The sequence below is a fragment of the Lamprobacter sp. genome (assembly GCF_034860625.1).
GTDB lineage: Bacteria > Pseudomonadota > Gammaproteobacteria > Chromatiales > Chromatiaceae > Lamprobacter.
In genome coordinates this window covers 1-19,874 of sequence record NZ_JAYESN010000080.1, presented here as the reverse complement: position 1 = coordinate 19,874, position 19,874 = coordinate 1, and the positions used below count along the sequence as shown (strand labels likewise).

Here is a 19,874-nt window from a genome sequence, read left to right as displayed (position 1 = left end):
ATGAAGTCGCGCTCTGGCGGCTCGAAGGCGATGGTCCAGCCCAGGCCTGACTCGAGCGGACTGACCTCATCAGTCATGTCTTGACCGTAGAGGTTCATTCCGGCTTCCAAGCGCAGGGTGTCGCGCGCGCCCAGGCCGCAGGGGACGACGCCGGCAGCGATCAGCGCCTGCCACAGGGCGACCACCTCGGTGGCCGGGAGCATGATCTCGAAGCCGTCCTCGCCGGTGTAGCCGGTGCGACCAACCAGCCAGTCGCCTTGCTCAGCGGCAAAAAAGGGCTTCAGGGCGAGTGCCGGCTCACGCAGAGCCGCGGGCAGCAGCGGGGTGACCTTGGCGCGGGCTTCAGGGCCTTGGACGGCGAGCATGGCGAGGTCGTCGCGGGCGCGGATCTCAAGCGTGGGGGTTGTGTGGATCTTGGAGGTCGTTGGGTCGGATGGCGGCGCGGTCTCACCATTCGCGTTGCTCGCCGCGCTCGCCCTGAAATCCTCAGCGCGGGCGCGCATCCAGGCCAGATCCTTCTCGGCAGTGGCGGCATTGACCACCGCCCGATAGCGGTCTGGGCCAAGGTAATAACAGATCAGATCGTCAATGACGCCGCCATCGGCATTGAGCATGCAGCTGTAGAGCGCCTTGCCCGGTTGCTGGAGCTTGGCGACATCGTTGGCCAACAGACGTTGCAGGAAGCGAAGCGCATCGGCGCCTTCGATATCGACCGGGCGCATGTGCGAGACATCGAAGACACCGGCGCTTTGGCGCACGGCATGATGCTCGTCGAGCTGGGAGCCATAGTGCAATGGCATCTCCCAGCCGCCGAACGGCACGATGCGAGCGCCAAGGCGCTCATGCTCGGAAAAGAGAGGGGTTCTGGCTCCCATGCGGCACTCCGGTTAGCGGCCGCTTCCAAGTGTGACGGCGCGCGATTAAGACAGACAAGCAAGCACGACAGCCGAAACTGTACATGCCGCCCCTCTGTCCTGAACCTGAGAGTTTGCGATGACTCTGTTGCCAGTCGATCCGCCTTTGGCGGGCCGAAAGGCGTCTCATCGCTGCCCCGTCGGTGGACCACTGCTGTGGCCGCTCTCCAGAGTTGGTCTTTAGTTCTGCGGTCCTTTTGCCTGAGCGATTCCGGGCGGATGTTGCGCCTTCGGCGCCGGTCGATGACCGGTCTCTCCCGCAGAACATATTCCCAATGGGCATAAATATACCCCAGTAGGGAATAATATGCCCCCTGAAGATTCACTTCCAAGGTCGGGGGGCAGATTTCGAGACGGGCGCCGATCCCCGCGTGACCGCTTCTCCCAACTCGGCAAGCGGCGATCAATCGCCAGCCTGAAGCGGCTGAAGCGGCTGGGTCGCCGTTGTAGGCGATTGCCAGAAACGCTCGACCCGAATTGCGCAGGATTTTCGTTTGCCTTCAAGGAGCATCGCCGGGCACTGTGACCGGCGATGCGACGCGGAAGCCGAGCGAAAAGACCAGCAAGGGGGTATGAGTTTCGACAGAAATCGCCTTAGGCCCCTGTCTTGGGTTGCGATGCCGAGGCAACCCGCTGGAAGGTCAGGCCACCGCATTCTGAGCAGGCGGGAATGCGTCCAGCACGTGTGAACCGAGTCTCGGCACCGCATTGATCACAGACCAGGGTGCCGGGGCCGGTGATCTGCCCGGCCTGATAGAGCGAGGCCTGGCGCGCGCGCTCCGACCATTGCTCGAGCTGGATGCGGGTCTGATCGGCGACGCTGGTGAAGGCCTCGAGCATGCGCTGCTCGATCAACTCGAGATCGAAGCGCCACCAGGCGCGCAGATCCTCGCCGGTGTCGGCCAGATAGTGCGCGGCGTCTTCGATATCGCGCTCGATGTATTCGGCGACCTTGTGCGCCTCCTCGCGTGTCAGTTCACCCAGTTCGACCATGTGGTCGCGGGCGCTCTCGAGCATCGCGCGCAGCTTTGGCGTCGCCTCTTCCGCCTCGTTTACTGCGTCGCGCGCCCGCTCGAGCATCTGCTCATAGGCGTTGACCAGCCGATCGTTGGTTTTGGGTTGTTCTTGGTTGCTCATGGCTGCTTTCTCCTGCATGCATCGGCTCGACTGGTGGGTATCGTCGTCTTCGGCCTATGCCTGTTGAGCCTGTGCTGTTCATCATGTGCGCGGCGATACCTGTTCATCCAAGTCTGGTCGATCAACGCGAAAGCGCAAGTCAGCGCTTGAACAGGGCCTCGCGGAGGCTGGCCACCAGTTCGGTCGCGAAAACCGCAAACATCAGGGCGGGCAGCGAGCGGTACCGACGCCGATCCGCCATCTGCCTATCGGCCGCCGTTAGGTGGTACTGCGGCCAGTCCCTCGGCAATGGTGCCGAGCAACTGCCAAGGGTCTCCTCCACCACGCCCCTTGATCGCGAGATCAGCTTCGGCGCAGCAGACAACCAGCTCCCAGAGGCGCTCGAGCGGCAGTCGATCCAAGGCCGCCATGACCATGGGACGACGAGAGTCCCAGACCTGATGCGCCTTGAGTAGGGGAGCGAGCGGCTGCCGTTTGGCACGCGCGAAAGATAGCATAGCGAGCTTCCGCACCTCGCGCGCCAGCGCCCAGAGTACGATGGGCTCCGCGGTCCCCTCGGCCCGCAGCACCTCGAGCACGCGCTCAACGCGGGCGCGATCCCCCGCAAGCGCGGCATCGGCCAGATCGAACACCCCATAGCGAGCACTATCGGCCACCGCGCTTAGGAGCGCCTCGGCGTCGAGCGGCCCCGGCTCCATCGCCAGCCCCAATTTGGTGATCTCTTGGTCAGCAGCCAGTAGATTGCCTTCGACACGCTCCGCTAGCAGTGCCACGGCATCGGCATTCGGGACGAACCCCGCACGCCGCAGACGCGCATCGAGCCACTGAGTCAACTGGCGTCCCTGGGGCTCGCGTACCTGAACGACGACACCCACCTGCTCAACCGCCTGCACCCACTTGGCCTTCAAGCCCTTCCAGTCGAGTCCCGGCGCCAAGATCAGCAACAGCACGTCAGTGCTCGGATGCTCAAGGCAGCGGCGGATGGCCTCCGACCCCTCACGCCCAACCGCGTCGCCCTTACTGCCGGCCTTGGTCGCAGCGATGCGCAGTTCGATCAAGCGCCGTTCGGCGAACAGCGACAGTGAGCCCAAGGCGCCGGCAAGCGAGGACCACTCGAAATCCGGCCCAGTCTCCAGTAGCTCGCGCTCGCTGAACCCCCGCTCGCGCGCAGCCGCTCGCACCGCATTGGCCGCCTCGCCGAGCTGCAAGGGCTCACTGCCGGCGAGCAGATAGACCGGCGCCAGGCCCTTTCTGAGCTGTTGATCAAGCTGAGAAGGAACGATCGGCATGGTTAGTCGCCGTGAGTGGCAGACTGTTTCGCGGGGTCAATCACAAAGATGTGCTTCTTGTTTGTGCGTGAACAGGAATCAGGGCGACTCATCGACCGGGGTGGACATCCTGCCCTGAGCGCGAGAAAGAGCCACAATGGCGGCGCGCAGCCGCAGCAGAATCTGATCTGCGGCGTCGTCGGCCATGTCCTGATAGATAATGTCTGACTCCAACTGCTTACCGAGTACCGCCACATCAGGATTGTCATCGAAGGTTCGTTCCAGGGTTAGCGCTTGCTGCGGAATCAGCGGTTTGCCGACCGCATCGACCGCATCAAAGCCAACCCGAAACTCCAGCGCATAGGCCAGCGCCTTGCCAGCACGGTCTACCGCGACGACCCGTGAACGGCGTGATTGACTGATGAAGCGCAGGGTCATTCCGGCCTCTTTGGCCACATCGGTGACAGCGACACCACTACCGCGCAAGCGCTGCTCAACCGCCTGGCCGACCAACCCGCCTGACTGGATATAGACGGGCTCGAGCCCCGGCGGGAAATCGATAGCACCACGCAGGTGGAAGCCGCAGCCGACGAGCAGCAGCATCACAATCGGCAGCAGCATCAGAGGGGGTGCCAGCGATCCGCTCGGGGCCTCTTGCCAGAGCCGCCATCCGCGTGTTCGCAGAGCGCCTATCCGAGCTTGTCGCCCGACCGGTTGCGCTATCGCCGGACTCATTTGACAACCAGATTGACGAGCTTGTTTGGCACCAGGATGACCTTGCGCACCCGCGCATCGCCGATGAAGCGCTGCACGTTCTCATTCGCCAATGCCGCAGCCTCGACCTCGGTCCGCTCAGCTTCCGCAGGCACCTCGAGCTTGCCACGCACCTTGCCGTTGACCTGAACCACATAGGTGATCTGATCTTGGGCTAGCGCGTCCTCATCCACCTGCGGCCAAGGTGCCTGCAGGATGTCTGCGCCGAACTCGAGTGTTCGCCAGAGATGATGCGTGATATGGGGAGCGATCGGTGCCAGAAGGCGCAGCGCGATGCTGAGCCCTTCCCGGCGAACCCCCTGTGCAGCCTCGCCCTCATCGAGCTTCGATAGTGTATTAATGATGGTCATGCAGGCCGAGACGACGGTGTTGAACTGCTGGCGCTCGTAGTCGAACAGCGCCTTCTTCAGCGCCCTGTGGACCTCCCTGCGCGCATCGCTCAGCGCGTCATCGAGCGCCTGCGAGGCCGCTCCAGCCGATGTCCCTGCAGCCGCGGCAGCGACAGCACGCATCCCGTCGGCGTGGGTCGCAGCCAAGAGCCAGAGCCGTCGCAAGAACCGATAGGCGCCTTCCACGCCCTCATCGTTCCATTCCAGTGACTGATCCGGCGGCGAGGTAAACATCACATAGAGACGCACGGTGTCGACGCCATAGCGCTCGATCATCGCCTCCGGATCAACGCCGTTGTTCTTCGACTTCGACATCTTCTCGATGCCGCCGAAATGCACCGGCTGACCATCGGCCTTGAGCACCGCGCCAACCACCCGCCCCTTGTCATCGCGCTCGACCTCGACATCGGCCGGATTGAACCAGTCACGCCGACCCTCGGCGTCCTCGCGGTACCAGGTCTCGGCGATCACCATGCCTTGGGTGAGCAGCTTGGCGAAGGGCTCATCGCAGTCGACCAGGCCCTCATCACGCAAGAGCTTGTGAAAGAAGCGCGCATAGAGCAGATGCAAGACCGCATGCTCGATGCCACCGATGTACTGATCCACCGGTAGCCAATATTTAGCGCGCTCATCGAGCATCGCGCTGTCGCAGCCCGGCGAGCAGTAGCGCGCGTAATACCAGCTCGACTCGACGAAGGTATCAAAGGTATCGGTCTCGCGGGTCTCGCCATTGGGCAGCTCCGAGAACGCCGGCAACTTCTTCAGCGGCGAGCCGGAGCCGTCGACGACCAGGTCTTCCGGCAGTCGCACCGGGAGTTCGGTTTCAGGTCGCACGTCACCGTCCGCGGTGCGCACCACCGGCACCGGGCAGCCCCAGTAGCGCTGCCGTGAGACGCCCCAATCGCGCAGCCGGAAATTCACCTGTCGACCGCCCTTGCCATGGGTCTCGAGCCAGTCGGCGACAGCGTCGAAGGCCTCTTCCGAGGTCAGCCCATCGAAGGGGTCGGAGTCGCGCAAGATGCCTTTATCGGTGAAGGCGTGCGAGTCGATGCCGATCTCATCACCCTCGGCGGCAAAGATCACCTGCCGCTTCGGAATCCCGTAGCGCTCGGCAAACTCCCAGTCGCGCTGATCATGCGCCGGCACCGCCATCACCGCGCCGGTGCCATAGCTCATGAGGACGAAGTTGGCGGCGAAGATCGGTACCTGCTCGCCGGTGATCGGGTGCAGGGCGTTGATGCCGAGGCGATGCCCCTTCTTCTCCATGGTCTCGAGCTCGGCCTCGGAGATGCCGCCCTGACGGCATTCGTCGATAAAGGCGGCGAGTGACGGATTGCCTTGCGCGGCACGCTGCGCCAGCGGATGCTCGGCGGCAACGGCGACATAGGTCACGCCCATCACCGTATCTGGCCGGGTGGTGAAGATGTCGAGGGTCTCCTGGCGATGATCAGCGCTGTCACTCAGGGCGCTGCCGTCACCGCCGGCGATGCCGAAGCGCATGTGCACGCCCTCGGAGCGGCCGATCCAGTTGCGCTGCATCGCGCGCACCCGCTCCGGCCAGCCGTCGAGACGGTCGATCGAATCGAGCAGCTCTTGCGCATAGGCGGTGATGCGGATGAACCACTGCTCGATCTCGCGCTTCTCGACCAGCGCGCCGGAGCGCCAGCCGCGACCGTCGATGACCTGCTCGTTGGCGAGCACGGTCTGATCGACCGGGTCCCAGTTGACCATCGCGGTGGCGCGATAGGCCAGGCCCTTCTCCATCAAGCGCGTGAACAGCCACTGCTCCCAACGGTAGTAGTCGACATCACAGGTGGCCAGCTCACGCTCCCAGTCGTAGCCGAAACCGAGCCGCTTGAGCTGCGCTTTCATCGCCTGGATGTTCTCGCGCGTCCACTGCGACGGCGGGATACCATGCTTGATGGCCGCGTTCTCAGCCGGCAGCCCGAAGGCATCCCAACCCATCGGTTGTAGTACATTCTTGCCGAGCATGCGCTGATGGCGCGCGATCACATCACCGATGGTGTAGTTGCGCACATGCCCCATGTGCAACCGTCCTGAAGGGTACGGAAACATCGACAGGCAGTAGAACTTCTCGCGAGACGGGTCTTCAACAGCCTTGAAGGTCTGCGAGGTCTCCCAGTAGCGCTGTGCCTCCTGTTCGATGGCGCGCGGCTCGTACTCGGTCTGCATCATGGTTTGGCTGGGCGGGTTGGTGATCGGGGATGATTCAATCATGGTAGCATCAGCTGTATGACGGCATCGATGTCAACGCTGGCAGACACCGCAGTAGAAGCTGGAGCGTTGGCCGATGCGGCATTGGCGGATCGGAGCGCTGCAGCTCGGACAGGGCTGCTCGGCACGCCCGTAGACACGCAGTGACTGAGCGAAGTAGCCGGGACTGCCGTCCTCCTGCACGAAATCGCGCAGGCTCGTCCCACCCTGGGCGATGGCATCGGCGAGCACGCTGCGAATAGCGTCGGCAAGCCGATTGAGGCGCTCGCGGCTGATCCGCCCGGCCGCTCGCTTTGGATGGATGCGCGCTAAGTGCAGCGATTCGTTGGCGTAGATGTTGCCAACGCCAACAACGACCTGGCTATCCATAATTAAGGTCTTGATCGGCGCCCGGCGCCCCTGTGCGCGTTGGTGCAGATAGTCCCCGCTGAAGGCAGGCCCAAGGGGTTCTGGGCCAAGATCGCGCAGCAAGGGATGCGCCTCGGCCGGGGCTGGCGTCCATTGCAGCATCCCAAAGCGGCGCGGGTCGCGAAAGCGCAGGCAGTGTCCATCGTCGAGACAGAGATCAACATGGTCATGTCGCCCGGGCAGCGTTGTTCCCGGCAGCACCCGCAGGCTCCCGGACATGCCCAGGTGCAGCAGCAGGAGGCCTTGCTCAAGCTCGAACAGCAGGTATTTCCCACGTCGACGGAGTGCGACGATGGTCTGACCAGCCGCGCGCTCTGCAGTGTCCGCCGGGATCGGCCAGCGCAAGCGGTGGTCTCTGACCAAGAGGCGCTCGATCCGGCGCCCAATCAGGTGGGGCGCGATACCACGCAGGCTGGTCTCGACCTCAGGTAGCTCGGGCATCTCGGCGCTTAGTCTGGTTGGGCTGACACATTTTGGGCTGACACATAGGTTTTTCTTTCACGGCGGGAACAGGCTGATTTGCTCGTTGCCATAACGAGACGCAGCATGCAGAGTCGCGCCTAGGTGGTGCGCTTGCCGCCGCTAAGACACTGGAGAATTTCATGACAGTATACGGACTGCTTAACCTCCCAGCCTGGCAGGTAGCACTCATCACTCTCGCGCTCACACATCTGACGATCGCCGGCGTCACCATCTTTTTGCATCGTGCACAGGCCCATCGCGCGCTGAGCCTGCATCCGATCCCGGAGCATTTTTTTCGCTTCTGGCTCTGGCTGACGACGGGCATGGTGACCCGGGAGTGGGTCGCCGTACACCGCAAGCATCACGCGCGCTGCGAGACCGCTGATGACCCGCATAGCCCGCAGGTCTTCGGTCTGCGCAAGGTCTTCTGGCAGGGTGCCGAGCTTTACAGCGCGAGTGCCAAGGATGCCGCCATCGTCGAGCGGTTTGGCCAAGGCACACCCGACGACTGGGTTGAGCGCAGCATTTACAGCCGCCTGACCTGGCAGGGCTGCGGGCTGATGCTGATCATCGATGTCGCCCTCTTTGGTGTCTATGGCATCATCGCCTGGGCGGTGCAGATGCTCTGGATTCCAGTCATGGCAGCGGGCGTCATCAACGGCGTTGGCCACTTCTGGGGCTATCGCAACTTCGAGACGCCAGATGCATCCTCGAATGTGTCGCCTTGGGGCATCCTGATTGGTGGTGAGGAACTCCATAACAACCATCACGCCTTCCCATCCTCTGCGCGCCTGTCGATGCGCTGGTGGGAATTGGATGTCGGTTGGCTGTACATCCGCATGCTATCGCTGCTCGGGCTCGCCAAGGTCAAGAAATTACCGCCGCAAGCGATCCTGGTTGCGGGTAAACAGGTCGTCGACATGGAAACGCTGAAGGCGCTGCTGGTCGCGCGCATGCATGTGATTCGTCGCTACAGCAAGGAGGTCTTGCATCCAGTGACCCGCGCCGAGCTTTGCCGCAGCGAGCCGCATTGCCGTCGCATAGAGCGGCGCGCCCGCAAACTCTTGGCGCGTGATTATCTGGACGAGGCTGGTCGCAAGCGTTTAGAAGCCCTCTTGGCCGGCAGCCAACAGCTCAAGGTGGTGTATCAGTTCCGCGAGCAGCTGCGTCAGATCTGGGAACGCAATGCGCCCTCTCAAGAGGCCCTGCTGACATCGCTCCAAGACTGGTGCCAGCGTGCTGAGGCGACCGGCATTCAGGCGCTAGAAGGCTTTTCACGTAATCTGCGCGGGCTCGAGCTGGTGGGCGCTCAGCGCTAGTGGCGAGAGGAGGATTCGCTCGGCTGCGCTCTCGTTTAAGATCAAGATCCTGCGTTTAAGATCAAGATCCTGGACTAGGGCTCGGCGCTTAGATAGCAGATCCAACCCGCGTCAGCGTCCGCTCGGGTCACGGGATGAAAACAGCCGTCTGGATCACCGTTTTCATCCCAGCCCTGCCAATAGACGATCAGGTTGCGAAAGCCAGCCTCGGTCAGGATCTCGCGCAGCTCGGGCAGCGTCCAGAGACGCCAGCGATAGCAAAAGGCGTTCTCGAGCCTGGAGCCATCGGGAAACTGAAAGTGGATCGCGCATTGCATCAGACCGCTGATCGGATCGTAGTCCGCTTGGTCCCAGATATAGCTGAAGGATGGCTCTAGATCATCCTCGATGCTGCGCTCCTCGGTGATCACCCGAAAGGCATCGTAGCCGCCATAGGCATCAAGCAAGAACAGGCCATCGGCGACGAGTCGTTCGCGAACCCGCATGAAGTAGCCTCGCAAATCCCTGCGCTTGGTGATCAACCACCAACTGAAGTTCATCGCTAAGATCAGGTCGACCGGGGCGCAGGATGTCGGCGCCTCGAGCTCGAGTCCTGGGGCGGACTGGGGCGTTGTGATCTCCAGCACATCGGCGTTGATCAAGCGCAGGCGACGCTGCTGATCAGCGGTCATGCTCGCGAGCCGGTGCTGTCGCGCATAGGCCAGCACTGCTGGATCCTTATCGACCCCGACTGCGCAATGCTCTGGATGCCTCAGTATCCATTCGCGGCAGACCGCGGCCGTGCCGCAAAAATCCTCAGTGAGTGAGCGGGCAGGGCGCCCGCGCCGATCGAGGAAGGTCTGTTGGATGAAATCGACCTCCGCTTCCGGACACTGAACGGCGCGCTCGTAAAGCGCATGGCGGTCAGCTTGCTCGGCATCGCTCCCCGGCCAACGCCGCTCAGCATCGGACTGAACACTATGCATCTACTCTTTGTGTTAGTGGCGGAGAGGGAGGGATTCGAACCCTCGATAGGCTATTAACCTATACACACTTTCCAGGCGTGCTCCTTAAGCCACTCGGACACCTCTCCTGAACGCGGTTGATGTTGGGACGCGAGCCTGACCGCTCACTGACGCGGTGGCTTAGACCATGCCAAGGCGGGTTACTCAACGGACATCAAGCAGAACAGCTTAAGCGAACTGTTGTTCGCTTGCAAATGTCAAAATGCCATTTGCGCTGTCGCCTCTCCGGAAGAATTCAGGTTCTGCTTCAATCGTCGGACCTCTCGGTAGCGCGGACTCGTCCTGCCCTGACTTGCTCGGGGACCTGTCCCAACGCCCAGGCGACGTGCTCTCGAACCAAGGGACTTGGATGCTGCAGGCGATGGCCGAGGGCCTCGCGAACCGCGTCTGAGCAGGGTGCATTACCTAGGGCGATGGCGATGTTGCGCAGCCAGCGCGGGTGGCCAAGGCGGCGGATCGCGCTGCCTTCGGTCTGCTTCAAGAACTCCGGCTCATCCCAACCAAAGAGTTCGATCAGCGTCGCGGTATCGAGCCCGTTGCGGGCAAAGAAGTCGGTCTCATCGGTCAATCGCGCGAAGCGATTCCAGGGACAACAGAGCTGGCAGTCGTCGCAGCCATAGATGTGATTGCCCAGTTGCGGCCGCAGCGCTGCGGGGATCGATCCGAAATGCTCGATGGTCAGGTACGAGATGCAGCGCCGTGCATCGAGCTGAAAGGGCGCGATGATCGCCTGGGTTGGGCAGATGTCGAGGCAGGCCTGGCAGTGCCCGCAGTGCGCGCTCGCCGGTTGATCCGGCGGTAGCGGCAGATCACAGTAGACCTCACCGAGGAAGAACCAGGAGCCGGCCTGGCGGTTGATCAGGTTGGTGTGCTTGCCGATCCAGCCGAGACCGGCCTTCTCAGCCAGCGGCTTCTCCATGACTGGCGCTGAGTCGACGAAAACCCGCCAGCCATAGGTGCCGATCTGCGTCTCGAGCCGCTGGGCCAAGCGCTTCAGCCGTGCACGCAGAACTTTGTGATAATCGCGCCCGAGCGCGTAGCGTGAGACGAAGGCCCGGGCCGGATCAGCCAGGGCCGCATCCATCACCTGCTGATGCTCGGGCAGATAGTCCATTCGCGCCGAGATGACCGACAGGGTGCCAGGCACCAACTGCGCGGGCCGTGTGCGCTTGAGACCATGCCGGGCCATGTAGTCCATGTCCCCCTGCATCGATTCGCCGAGCCAATGTTGTAGCCGACCTTCGGCCTGCGCGAGATCACAGTCCGCGATGCCAATCTGCTGGAAGCCAAGCTCGCGCCCCCAGCGTTTGAGCGCGCGCTTGAGCGCCTCGAGCCGTTCCGGCGAAAAGGGTTGGCGTTGCTCGATGGGCATGGTCTGTGATGTTCAGGCTCTGATGGAGGTCAAACGGGACGAGCCCGGCTCTCGATATACTGAACGGTTTTGTCACCGCAGCCCGCACCGCGTTGGTCTTCGTCTCGCTGCGCCATGAGCCTTAGGAGGCATGACCCTTGAATCTTGATCTTGACTGGCTTCAAGCCGCCGCCGCCGCCGTGGATCTGGAGGCGCGCGAGGCGGCCATCAGCCGCCAGGGCGAGCTGACCAAGCCGCCGGGGTCGCTTGGCCGACTCGAAGACATTGCCATCCAGCTCGCTGCCTTGCAAGGACGTGCGCAGCCGTCGCTAGAGCAGGTACAGATCAGCGTTTTTGCTGCGGATCATGGTGTTGCAACCGCGGGCGTCTCGGCCTTTCCGCAGGCCGTCACGGCGCAGATGATCGCCAACATGGCCGCTGGCGGCGCTGCCATCAGCGTGCTGGCGCGCCAGATCGGTGCCGGGATCGAGCTGATCAATCTTGGCACCGTGGCGCCGGTGGCGCCGCATCCACTGATCCGCGATGCGACCATCGCCGCGGGTACCGCCAACCTCGTCGAGGGGCCGGCGATGTCAACCGAGCAGCTTGGGCTAGCGCTTGCCGAGGGCGCCGCGGCGGCTCAGCGGGCGAGAGCAGCCAGCGCCGATCTGTTCATCGCTGGCGAGATGGGCATCGGCAATACGACAGCGGCAACGGCGGTGACCTGCGCACTGCTAGGGCGGTCGGCCGCGGATCTGGTCGGCCCAGGCACAGGTCTTGATCGGAGCGGCATCGAGCGCAAGCGGCTGCTGATCGACCAAGCCTTGACCCGGTATCAGGATCAGCTGCGGCTGAATGCTCTGCCCCGGATGGCGACGGATGCGTCGAGGGAGGTCTCGATCGCGAGATCGCGCGAGATGGCAACGAACGCGCTGACGCAGCTCGGCGGTTTTGAGATCACTGCGATGGCGGGCGCCTATGTCGCTTGTGCCCAGCAACGGATGCCGATGCTGATCGATGGCTTTATCAGCTCGGCTGCCGCCTTGGCTGCCAGTCGGCTATGCCCGGGCGCGGCCGACTGGATGCTGCTCGCGCACGCCTCCGCCGAGCCCGGACATCGGGCGATGGTGGAGGCGATCGGGCTGCGGCCGTTGCTTGATCTGGGGATGCGCTTGGGTGAGGGCAGCGGCGCGGCCGCTGCGGTGCCCCTGCTGCGGCTGGCCTGTGCGCTGCACGCGCAGATGGCGACCTTCGCTGAAGCCGGCGTTGCCGAGAAGGTTAGCCAAGGGTGATCTGGCGTCTTCGATGGATGATGGCCGATGACCTGATGACCTGATGACCCTAAAAAGAGCATTTGAACCGCAGATGACGCAGATTAACGCAGAGATGTCAGTGCCCTGTTAGTCATCACTGCCTCACCTGTTGGGTGGCCTTGCTAAACCTGCTAGAGGATTGTTTTTTTGATATTTAATCTGTGCACATCTGCGCCATCTGCGGTTTATAGGATGACAGATCACCTGATGATATGCTGCGTGCTGACTCGCCATGGGTGAGTCGGGTGGCACGGGCATTCAGTCTCGATTGGTCGACCTGATTCGACACGGCGAGGTCGAAGGCGGCCCTTGCTTTCGCGGGCGACAGGATGATCCGCTGAGCGACGTCGGCTGGGCACAGCTTGAGGCTGCGATCGGTCTCGATACCCGACGCAGCGCGCTCAAGAAGATCAATCGCGCACAAGTCTCGGAGCCAAACGTCTCAGCGCTAAATGGCGGGGTCATCGCGGGAACATCAGATGCAGCGCCCTGGGATCGAATCCTTTGCTCCCCAGCTGCGCGTTGTGCACGCTTTGCCAATCGGCTTGGCGCACGCCTCGGGCTGCCGGTTGACGAAGTGGATGCCTTGCGCGAGCGCGATTTCGGCGCCTGGGAAGGGCTCCGCGCGGATCAGATCCCACTGCAGGATCTCTCCCGGTTCTGGGCCGATCCGAGCACCTATGATCCGCCCGACTCGGAGACGTTCTTAGCCTTCCGCCAGCGTGTGCTCGACGGCTGGCGCCGGAGTACTGATTCCGGCGCTCACCTGCTGCTGATCACGCATGGCGGTGTCATTCGGGTCATCTTAGGCGAGCTGCTAGGCATCCCCGCGGCGCGGTTGATCCTGCTGGAGGTGCCTCCTGCTTGCCACACGCGCCTCCGAGTGCCGATCAGCGGTGGGCTGCCGAGTCTGATCGCGCATGGATGCGGCCCCCCTGATGTCTGAGCTGAGCCCGTTTCCGCACGGTGGCCAGCTCGCGGCCTTAGCCCGGCGCAGTGGGCGATCAGCCGAGTCGTTGCTCGATTTCAGCGCCAATATCAATCCGCTCGGGATGCCGGCAGCGGCGCGGGCGGCATTGGTCAAGGCGATCGATGATCTCGGGCATTACCCGGACCCGGACTGCACAGCCTTGCGGACCGCGATCGGTGATCATCTTGGGGTGAGCGCCGAGTGCATCCTGCCTGGTAATGGTGCCGAACAGCTGATCTGGTGGCTGCCTCGGCTGCTTGAGGCCAAGCGAGTGTTGGTCACAGCGCCGGCCTATGTCGACTATCAACGCGCGGCCGAGGTCTGGGGGCGGCCACTGTGCTCGATTCAACTGCAGCCCGACGATGGCTTCGCGCTCGACCTGACGCGGCTCTCGACCCAGCTGCAGGTCGGCGATCTGGTCTGGCTCGGCCAGCCGAATAATCCCACCGGTCGCCTGATCAATCCAGCCGAGCTCAAGCGGCTCATCGCGTCACATCCGCAGGTCGACTGGGCGATCGACGAGGCCTTCATCGACTTTGTCAGCGGTGCCGAATCGGCCGTGGGTTGGGGGCTGCCGAATCTGATCGTCATCCGCTCGATGACCAAGTTTTATGCGCTCGCCGGGCTTCGGCTCGGCTATGCGGTGTTGTCGCCATCCCGCGCTGCTGCATTGGCTCAACTGCTCCCGGAATGGTCTGTCAACAGCCTGGCAGCAGCCGCTGGCAGCGCGCTACTGATGGACCCGGAGCTTGCCGCCTTTGCGCAGCGCACACGCCAGCTCATCGACAGCGAGCGTCAGCGTCTCAGCGAGGCCTTAGCTCAGATTGGCCTGCAGGTCTTTGACAGTTCGGCCAATTACCTCCTGTTGCGCCTCCCAGAGGCTGGACCTGATGCGCCGGATCTCGCGTCGCGGTTGTTACACTGCGAGGGGATCGCGGTGCGCGTCTGCTCCAACTACGCTGGGCTCGATCCCTCCTATCTGCGCATTGCCGTGCGCACTGGGCCAGAAAATCGGCGATTATTAGCCGCAATGACGCGCCTGCTCTGATCGCCAAGGCCAACAGCCTGGCGTTAGGCGCTGGGTATCGCTCCTCGGCTAGTGGAGATCATCAGGCGATGTCGCTTCATCCGTTCCCTTCGGTTGGTCATCGGCCTCTTTGGCTGTCTCGTCCGCTGTTCGGCGTTCCGTTTTGCTGCTTGTTTCGATCTGCGTTTGGATCAGCAGTGCAGGTTCTGCTGGCTTCGCTGTTCCCACTCATGCTGATCATGATGGTGGCGGAGGTGCGGGCCGATGATGGACCTGATGATGGTCCTCTGGTGCCGGATGCCCTTTCACCCTGGATCGGTTGGGTGCTGGATGCTGAGGACGAGCGCGCCTGTCCCCTCGGCGGCGCCAGCGCCACGGAACGCGTCTGCGCCTGGCCGGGACGGCTAAGGCTCGAGCTCGACAACCGCGGCGGTCGCTTCGAGCAACCCTGGACGCTGGCCGCGGACAGCTGGCTGCCGCTTCCCGGAGGCCCTGGCCAGTGGCCACAACAAGTCACGGCCAACGGGGCGCCGGTAGCCGTGGTCGAGCGCGCTGGACGGCCCATGGTGCGGCTCGACGCCGGTGAGATCGCGATTCGCGGCCGCTTTGCTTGGCCGCGGAGACCCGATGTCTTGCAGGTGCCTGCCGAGACCGCGCTGCTGAGCCTGAGCCTGAACGGGGCAGAGGTCGACCAGCCACGCCGGGACGCCAGGGGCGGGCTCTGGCTGGGCGCCGAGCGGCGCCCGCAACAGCGGCAGGAGCCGGACGCGCTAGCGCTCGAGGTGATGCGCCGGGTTGAGGATTCGGTCCCGCTGCGAGTACAGACGCGGCTGCTGCTCGAGGTCTCGGGACAGCCGCGGGAGCTGTTGCTCGGGCCAGCCCTGCTTCCTGGTGGGAGACCGCTGCGTCTTGAGAGTCCGCTGCCAGCTCGGCTGATCGAGCCAGGGCGTGCTCGCGAATCCACGGGAGAGTCAGAGACTGATGGGCAGCCACATCAGCCCTCCGAGCAAGCTGCGCAACCCTCCGAGCAAGCTGCGCAACGGCTGCAGCTGCAGTTGCGACCGGGACGCTGGGAGCTGACACTGGAGAGTCATCATCCTGGGCCGGTGTCAGCGCTGAGCCTTCCAACATCGCCGCCGACAGGCGCCTCGGATTGGCCCGCACAAGAGGTCTGGGTCTTCGCCGCCCGGCCTGAGCTGCGCCAAGTCAAGCTCAGCGGGGCCGAGCCGATCGATCCGCGACAGACCCGTCTGCCGCCAGATTGGCAGCAGCTACCGGCCTATCTGCTGCGTGCCGGACAGACCCTTGAGCTCGAGCCACTGAGCCGGGGCGCCTCGGCGACCGATCGGATTCAGCTCGAACGTTCATTGCGCCTGGACTTCGATGGGGCGGGTCTGAGTGTGCGCGACCGGCTCAGCGGGCAGCTGCAGGAGCGCTGGCGGATCGATGCCGAGCCGCCACTGCGGCTCGGGCAGGTGAGCGTTAACGGCGAGCCACGGCTGATCACCCGCCTGCCTGGGGAGGATGCGCGCGAAGGGGTCGAGGTGCGCAGCGGTCGACTCGAGCTGACGGCGGACGCGCGGATCAATAGCGGCCCAGTCGGCTGGCAGCTCGAAGTGCCGGGGTCGGGCTGGGATCTGCCGTTGACGGCGGCCTCCACGCAGCTCCATCTGCCGCCCGGATGGGATCTGCTTGCCGTGGCCGGAGTCGATAACCTGCCCGATAGCTGGCTCGCGCGCTGGACCCTGCTGGACATCTTTCTGGTGCTGATCGCAGCCCTCGCGGTCACCCGCGTCTGGGGCTGGCCTTGGGGTCTGCTGGCACTGCTGACGTTGGTGCTGACTTGGCAGGAGCCTGGGGCGCCACGTTGGGCCTGGCTGAACCTGATCGCAGCCGCTGCGCTGATGCGGCTACTGCCGAAGCGCTCCGCCTCCCACTTTGGCGCGGGCCCTAGTCCTAGCAATAGCCCTAGCAATAGCTCTAGCAATAGCTCTAGCAATAGCTCTAGCAATAGCTCTAGCAATAGCTCTAGCAATAGCTCTAGCAATAGCTCTAGCTCTAGCTCTACCCGGACGCCGGATGCTCCGACAGACACGGCGGCGCGGCAACCGGCCGCGACTGATCGCGCCCCAAGCGGGCTTGGCGGTTTGGTCCGGCTGTACTACCAGATCGCCTTGCTGGCACTGGCCTTGATCGCGATACCCTTCCTGGTCAGCGAGATGCGTAATGGTCTCTTCCCGCAGCTAGCGCAGCAGGGTGGCGGCTTCGCCGGCTTGGGCGCCTTCGGTGATTGGGGCCTGCATAGCGCCGTTGACGAGATCAGGAGCTCACTGCCACAGGTACCAGCACCTTCGGAATATGAAGCGGCACTGAGCAAGCGGCAAGGTTTCTTGGCGGGGGCGGTTGACTCCGATACGCCACGGCCATTGCCGACCCTGGACCCGGACGCTCAGCTGCAGACCGGCGCTGGCGTGCCGGATTGGACCTGGCGCCGCTTCGAGCTGAGCTGGAGTGGACCCATGCCGCCCGATCATCGCTTGCAGCTCTTGCTGCTGCCGGCCTCGGCCTCGCTAGCACTGGCGACCATCAGCTTGGTGCTGGTACCGCTGTTGGGGCTGCGGCTCGCTGATCTGCTGCCGACGCGGATGAAGGTCGATCAGTCCGCCGTTCTGGCGCTGGTTGGCGTTGGGCTGATCGCCGGTGCTTGGCTTGCGCCGAGCCCCGCATTGGCGGCTTCTGAGTCAGCACCGGCCGTGTCCGTGTCACCATCGGCGTTCAACCAGGCCTCGGTCACAACGGCATTTCCGCCTGTGGCACTGCTGCAGGAGCTGCGCAATCGGCTGCTGGAGCCGCCGGATTGCGCGCCGCGCTGCGCCGAGATCACCCGGCTCGTCATCGATGCAACGGCGGGCGAGCTGCGCTTACTGCTGGCGGTGGATGCCGCTGCAGCCGTCGCGCTGCCGATCCCGGGTGCCCGCAGCGGCTGGGCACCGGCTCAGGTGGCGCTGGATGGTGAGCCATTGGAGCGCTTGCTGAGCCGGCCCGATGGCCGTCTGGCTGCACCCGTGCCGAGCGGTCGGCATCTGCTGCATTTATCTGGCCCGCTAGCCGGTGTCGAGCAGGTTGAGATCCCGCTGCCGCTGCGCCCGCGCCTGGTCGAGGCTAATCTCAACGGGGTTTGGGAGCTGGAGGGTGTGAGCGCCGAGGGGACGCCGGGAAATCAGTTGCAGCTGAGGCGTCAAGGCGGCACAGCCGGGGCGCTGAGCGGCGGTCTGGATGCGCATGGCTTCGCTGGAGATACCGATACCGATACCGATACCGAAACCACGTTGCCACCCCTGCTGAAGATCAGGCGGACACTGCGCTTCGGTGTCGACTGGGGCCTGACGACCGAGGTCGAGCGGCTCTCGCCGCTGGGTCAGCCGGTGACGCTGCGGGTGCCCTTGATCCCGGGTGAGTCGGTGACGACGGCCGGGGCTCAGGTCAACACCGACGGCGTGCTGGTCTCGCTGCTCCCGGAGCGGGCGCGCATGCGCTGGGACTCGGCCCTGCGCCCGGTCGATCAGCTCAGGCTCAGCGCCGCGACCGATCCGCGGTTGACCGAGGAATGGCGTCTCCAGGTCAGCCCGATCTGGCACCTGAGCGCTGAGGGCGTGCCGCGGGTGCAGCCACCGGACAATGCGGCTGACGCCGCATGGCCGACCTATCGCCCCTGGCCCGGCGAGCAGCTGCGCCTGAGCCTGTCACGGCCGCTCGCCGTCGCGGGGCCAACGCTGACCTTAGATCGCAGTCAGTATCAGGTGCAACCGGGTCGTGAATGGACCCAGGCCCAACTGCGGCTGCGCTTGCGCAGCAGTCAGGGTGGCCGCCACCGCGTGCAGTTGCCGGAGGGCGCTGAGCCGACCCGACTCAGCATCGATGGTCGGCCATGGCCATTGACGACCCAGGAGGCCGCGATCGATCTGGCGCTGTCCCCTGGCGTCCAGATGGTCGAGATCGACTGGATAGCGCCAGCCGGGCTCGATCTGCTCTATCGACCGGCCCCGGTCGGTCTTGGCGTGGCCGGGGTGAATGCGGAGACCCGCGTGCAGCTCGGGGCCGATCGTTGGCTGTTGTGGACCTCGGGGCCTGGCATCGGCCCCGCCGTGCAGTTCTGGGGGCTGTTGCTGGTGATTGCCCTCATCGCGCTACTGCTGGCGCGCGCGCGCCTAACACCGCTCGGCGTTGGCGACTGGCTGCTGCTGGTCTTGGGGCTCAGCCAGGTCTCGATCTGGGTGGGAGCGCTGGTGGTGCTCTGGCTGTTTGCGCTCGGCGCACGGCGGCGGCTCAGTGCGGAGATCGCACCCTGGCGGTTCAACCTGGCTCAGGTCGGGCTAGTGCTGCTGACCATCGTCGCCCTGAGCGCGCTGCTCCTGGCCGTGCAACAGGGGCTGCTCGGCAGTCCGTCGATGCAGGTTGCCGGTAACGGCTCGAGCGCAACCGATCTCAGTTGGTACCTGGACCGCAACGGCGAACAGACGCAGTCGGTAACAGTGGTCTCGGCACCCATCTGGATCTATCGGCTGCTGATGCTGGCCTGGGCGCTCTGGCTGGCGTGGCGACTCCTAGACTGGTTGCGCTGGGGCTGGCGCGGCCTGGTCGAGCCGGCCGCCTGGCTGCCGTCGCGGCGCCAGGCGCTCAGGCGCAAGGTGAGTGAGCAAAACCTGTCGATTGATCTCTGATGGCTGGCAAGTGCCGCGCAGCTAACAGTAGCTCCGGATCACCTCCGCTGAGATCAAGCGCCGCTTTTGGCAGTCACGGACATGGCCAGCAATCACTCCTTAGGATGAGGATCGATTGGATGAGGGGCCATCGGATGGCGGTACAGTATTGTTGGCCTGGGTGGCCTCATTGGCGGCCTCCTCGGCCTGCTTCGCTTCGCGCTCCTCCTTCAACTGCTGTAGGTTGTTGCGCTGGCGGATGTAAAAATACCCGACAACGCCAACGATGAGCAGTAGTTCGAGGGCCTTAAATGAGGCGATATCCATGGTGAGTCCTCCGCAGGATAGACGCAGGGTGGGGGATGTGGAGATCGTTGATTATCACTGAAGAGACCCAGCCATGACACCCACTAACGGTATACGCCCGGTGCATCACCGCTCGCCGAGCGTCTGGAGAGCAGCCTAATCAGCACAGCCGCTGGCCGCAGGGTGCGGCTGATCCGGGTTTAATGCCAATAAGATCGGCGTTGCGACCAGATGCGCCCTACACTCGCAGCCGACCCTCACCCCCGAGGCCGTCGAGCAGGAAGTACTTCTTCTGGT

The 19,874-nt window shown here is 64.0% G+C and carries 14 protein-coding genes, 1 tRNA gene and 1 riboswitch; of the genes, 5 read left to right on the top strand and 10 right to left on the bottom strand.

Translation table 11 applies throughout. From position 1 onward, the window contains the following. The 6 genes from VBE63_RS17855 to mutM form a co-directional block, all read right to left on the bottom strand. The coding region (locus tag VBE63_RS17855; protein WP_323684369.1) for a glycine cleavage system aminomethyltransferase GcvT at positions 1–875 on the bottom strand (875 nt) is incomplete at its 3' end. 218 nt (positions 876–1,093) lie between these two features. Continuing rightward, positions 1,094–1,184: riboswitch (glycine riboswitch) on the bottom strand. 324 nt (positions 1,185–1,508) lie between these two features. Further along, positions 1,509–2,051 (bottom strand): zinc ribbon-containing protein, encoded by a 543-nt coding sequence (locus VBE63_RS17850; protein WP_323684368.1) that lies wholly within the window; start codon positions 2,049–2,051, stop codon positions 1,509–1,511. 245 nt (positions 2,052–2,296) lie between these two features. Next, complete coding sequence (gene holA / locus VBE63_RS17845; protein WP_323684367.1) at positions 2,297–3,340, bottom strand: DNA polymerase III subunit delta; 1,044 nt, start codon at positions 3,338–3,340, stop codon at positions 2,297–2,299. 78 nt (positions 3,341–3,418) lie between these two features. Further along, the gene (lptE, locus tag VBE63_RS17840; RefSeq protein ID WP_323684366.1) at positions 3,419–3,940 is read right to left on the bottom strand and encodes an LPS assembly lipoprotein LptE; all 522 of its coding nucleotides are present in this window, start codon (positions 3,938–3,940) and stop codon (positions 3,419–3,421) included. 110 nt (positions 3,941–4,050) lie between these two features. After that, positions 4,051–6,675 (bottom strand): leucine--tRNA ligase, encoded by a 2,625-nt coding sequence (gene leuS / locus VBE63_RS17835; protein ID WP_323684370.1) that lies wholly within the window; start codon positions 6,673–6,675, stop codon positions 4,051–4,053. A gap of 75 nt (positions 6,676–6,750) precedes the next feature. Then, positions 6,751–7,566 (bottom strand): bifunctional DNA-formamidopyrimidine glycosylase/DNA-(apurinic or apyrimidinic site) lyase, encoded by an 816-nt coding sequence (gene mutM, locus VBE63_RS17830; protein ID WP_323684365.1) that lies wholly within the window; start codon positions 7,564–7,566, stop codon positions 6,751–6,753. Positions 7,567–7,727: 161 nt separating this feature from the next. On the opposite strand from mutM, the gene VBE63_RS17825 reads away from it, so the two are divergent. After that, positions 7,728–8,906 (top strand): fatty acid desaturase, encoded by a 1,179-nt coding sequence (locus VBE63_RS17825; RefSeq protein WP_323684364.1) that lies wholly within the window; start codon positions 7,728–7,730, stop codon positions 8,904–8,906. Between the two features lie 74 nt (positions 8,907–8,980). Here VBE63_RS17825 and VBE63_RS17820 read toward each other — a convergent pair whose 3' ends face one another. The 3 genes from VBE63_RS17820 to queG all read right to left on the bottom strand — a co-directional run bounded on the left by VBE63_RS17820 (position 8,981) and on the right by queG (position 11,282). Beyond that, the gene (locus VBE63_RS17820; RefSeq protein ID WP_323684363.1) at positions 8,981–9,871 is read right to left on the bottom strand and encodes a class I SAM-dependent methyltransferase; all 891 of its coding nucleotides are present in this window, start codon (positions 9,869–9,871) and stop codon (positions 8,981–8,983) included. 16 nt (positions 9,872–9,887) lie between these two features. Beyond that, positions 9,888–9,978: transfer RNA gene (locus tag VBE63_RS17815), tRNA-Ser, on the bottom strand. Between the two features lie 179 nt (positions 9,979–10,157). Beyond that, a complete protein-coding gene (queG, locus tag VBE63_RS17810) occupies positions 10,158–11,282 on the bottom strand; it encodes a tRNA epoxyqueuosine(34) reductase QueG (protein ID WP_323684362.1) in 1,125 nt (374 codons plus the stop codon). 137 nt (positions 11,283–11,419) lie between these two features. Here queG and cobT point away from each other — a divergent pair, with 137 nt between their 5' ends. From cobT to VBE63_RS17790, 4 genes are all read left to right on the top strand, one after another. Beyond that, positions 11,420–12,553, top strand: a complete 1,134-nt coding sequence (gene cobT / locus VBE63_RS17805) for a nicotinate-nucleotide--dimethylbenzimidazole phosphoribosyltransferase (RefSeq protein ID WP_323684361.1) — start codon at positions 11,420–11,422, stop codon at positions 12,551–12,553. Between the two features lie 253 nt (positions 12,554–12,806). Continuing rightward, the gene (locus tag VBE63_RS17800; RefSeq protein WP_323684360.1) at positions 12,807–13,520 is read left to right on the top strand and encodes a histidine phosphatase family protein; all 714 of its coding nucleotides are present in this window, start codon (positions 12,807–12,809) and stop codon (positions 13,518–13,520) included. Continuing rightward, the gene (gene cobD / locus VBE63_RS17795; RefSeq protein WP_323684359.1) at positions 13,513–14,592 is read left to right on the top strand and encodes a threonine-phosphate decarboxylase CobD; all 1,080 of its coding nucleotides are present in this window, start codon (positions 13,513–13,515) and stop codon (positions 14,590–14,592) included. Before VBE63_RS17800 ends, cobD begins: the two co-directional genes overlap by 8 nt. A 176-nt stretch (positions 14,593–14,768) precedes the next feature. Further along, the gene (locus VBE63_RS17790) at positions 14,769–19,292 is read left to right on the top strand and encodes a hypothetical protein (protein ID WP_323684358.1); all 4,524 of its coding nucleotides are present in this window, start codon (positions 14,769–14,771) and stop codon (positions 19,290–19,292) included. Between the two features lie 99 nt (positions 19,293–19,391). On the opposite strand, the gene VBE63_RS17785 is transcribed toward VBE63_RS17790, so the two are convergent. Next, a complete protein-coding gene (locus VBE63_RS17785) occupies positions 19,392–19,598 on the bottom strand; it encodes a hypothetical protein (RefSeq protein ID WP_323684357.1) in 207 nt (68 codons plus the stop codon). Positions 19,599–19,874 lie beyond the last annotated feature (276 nt).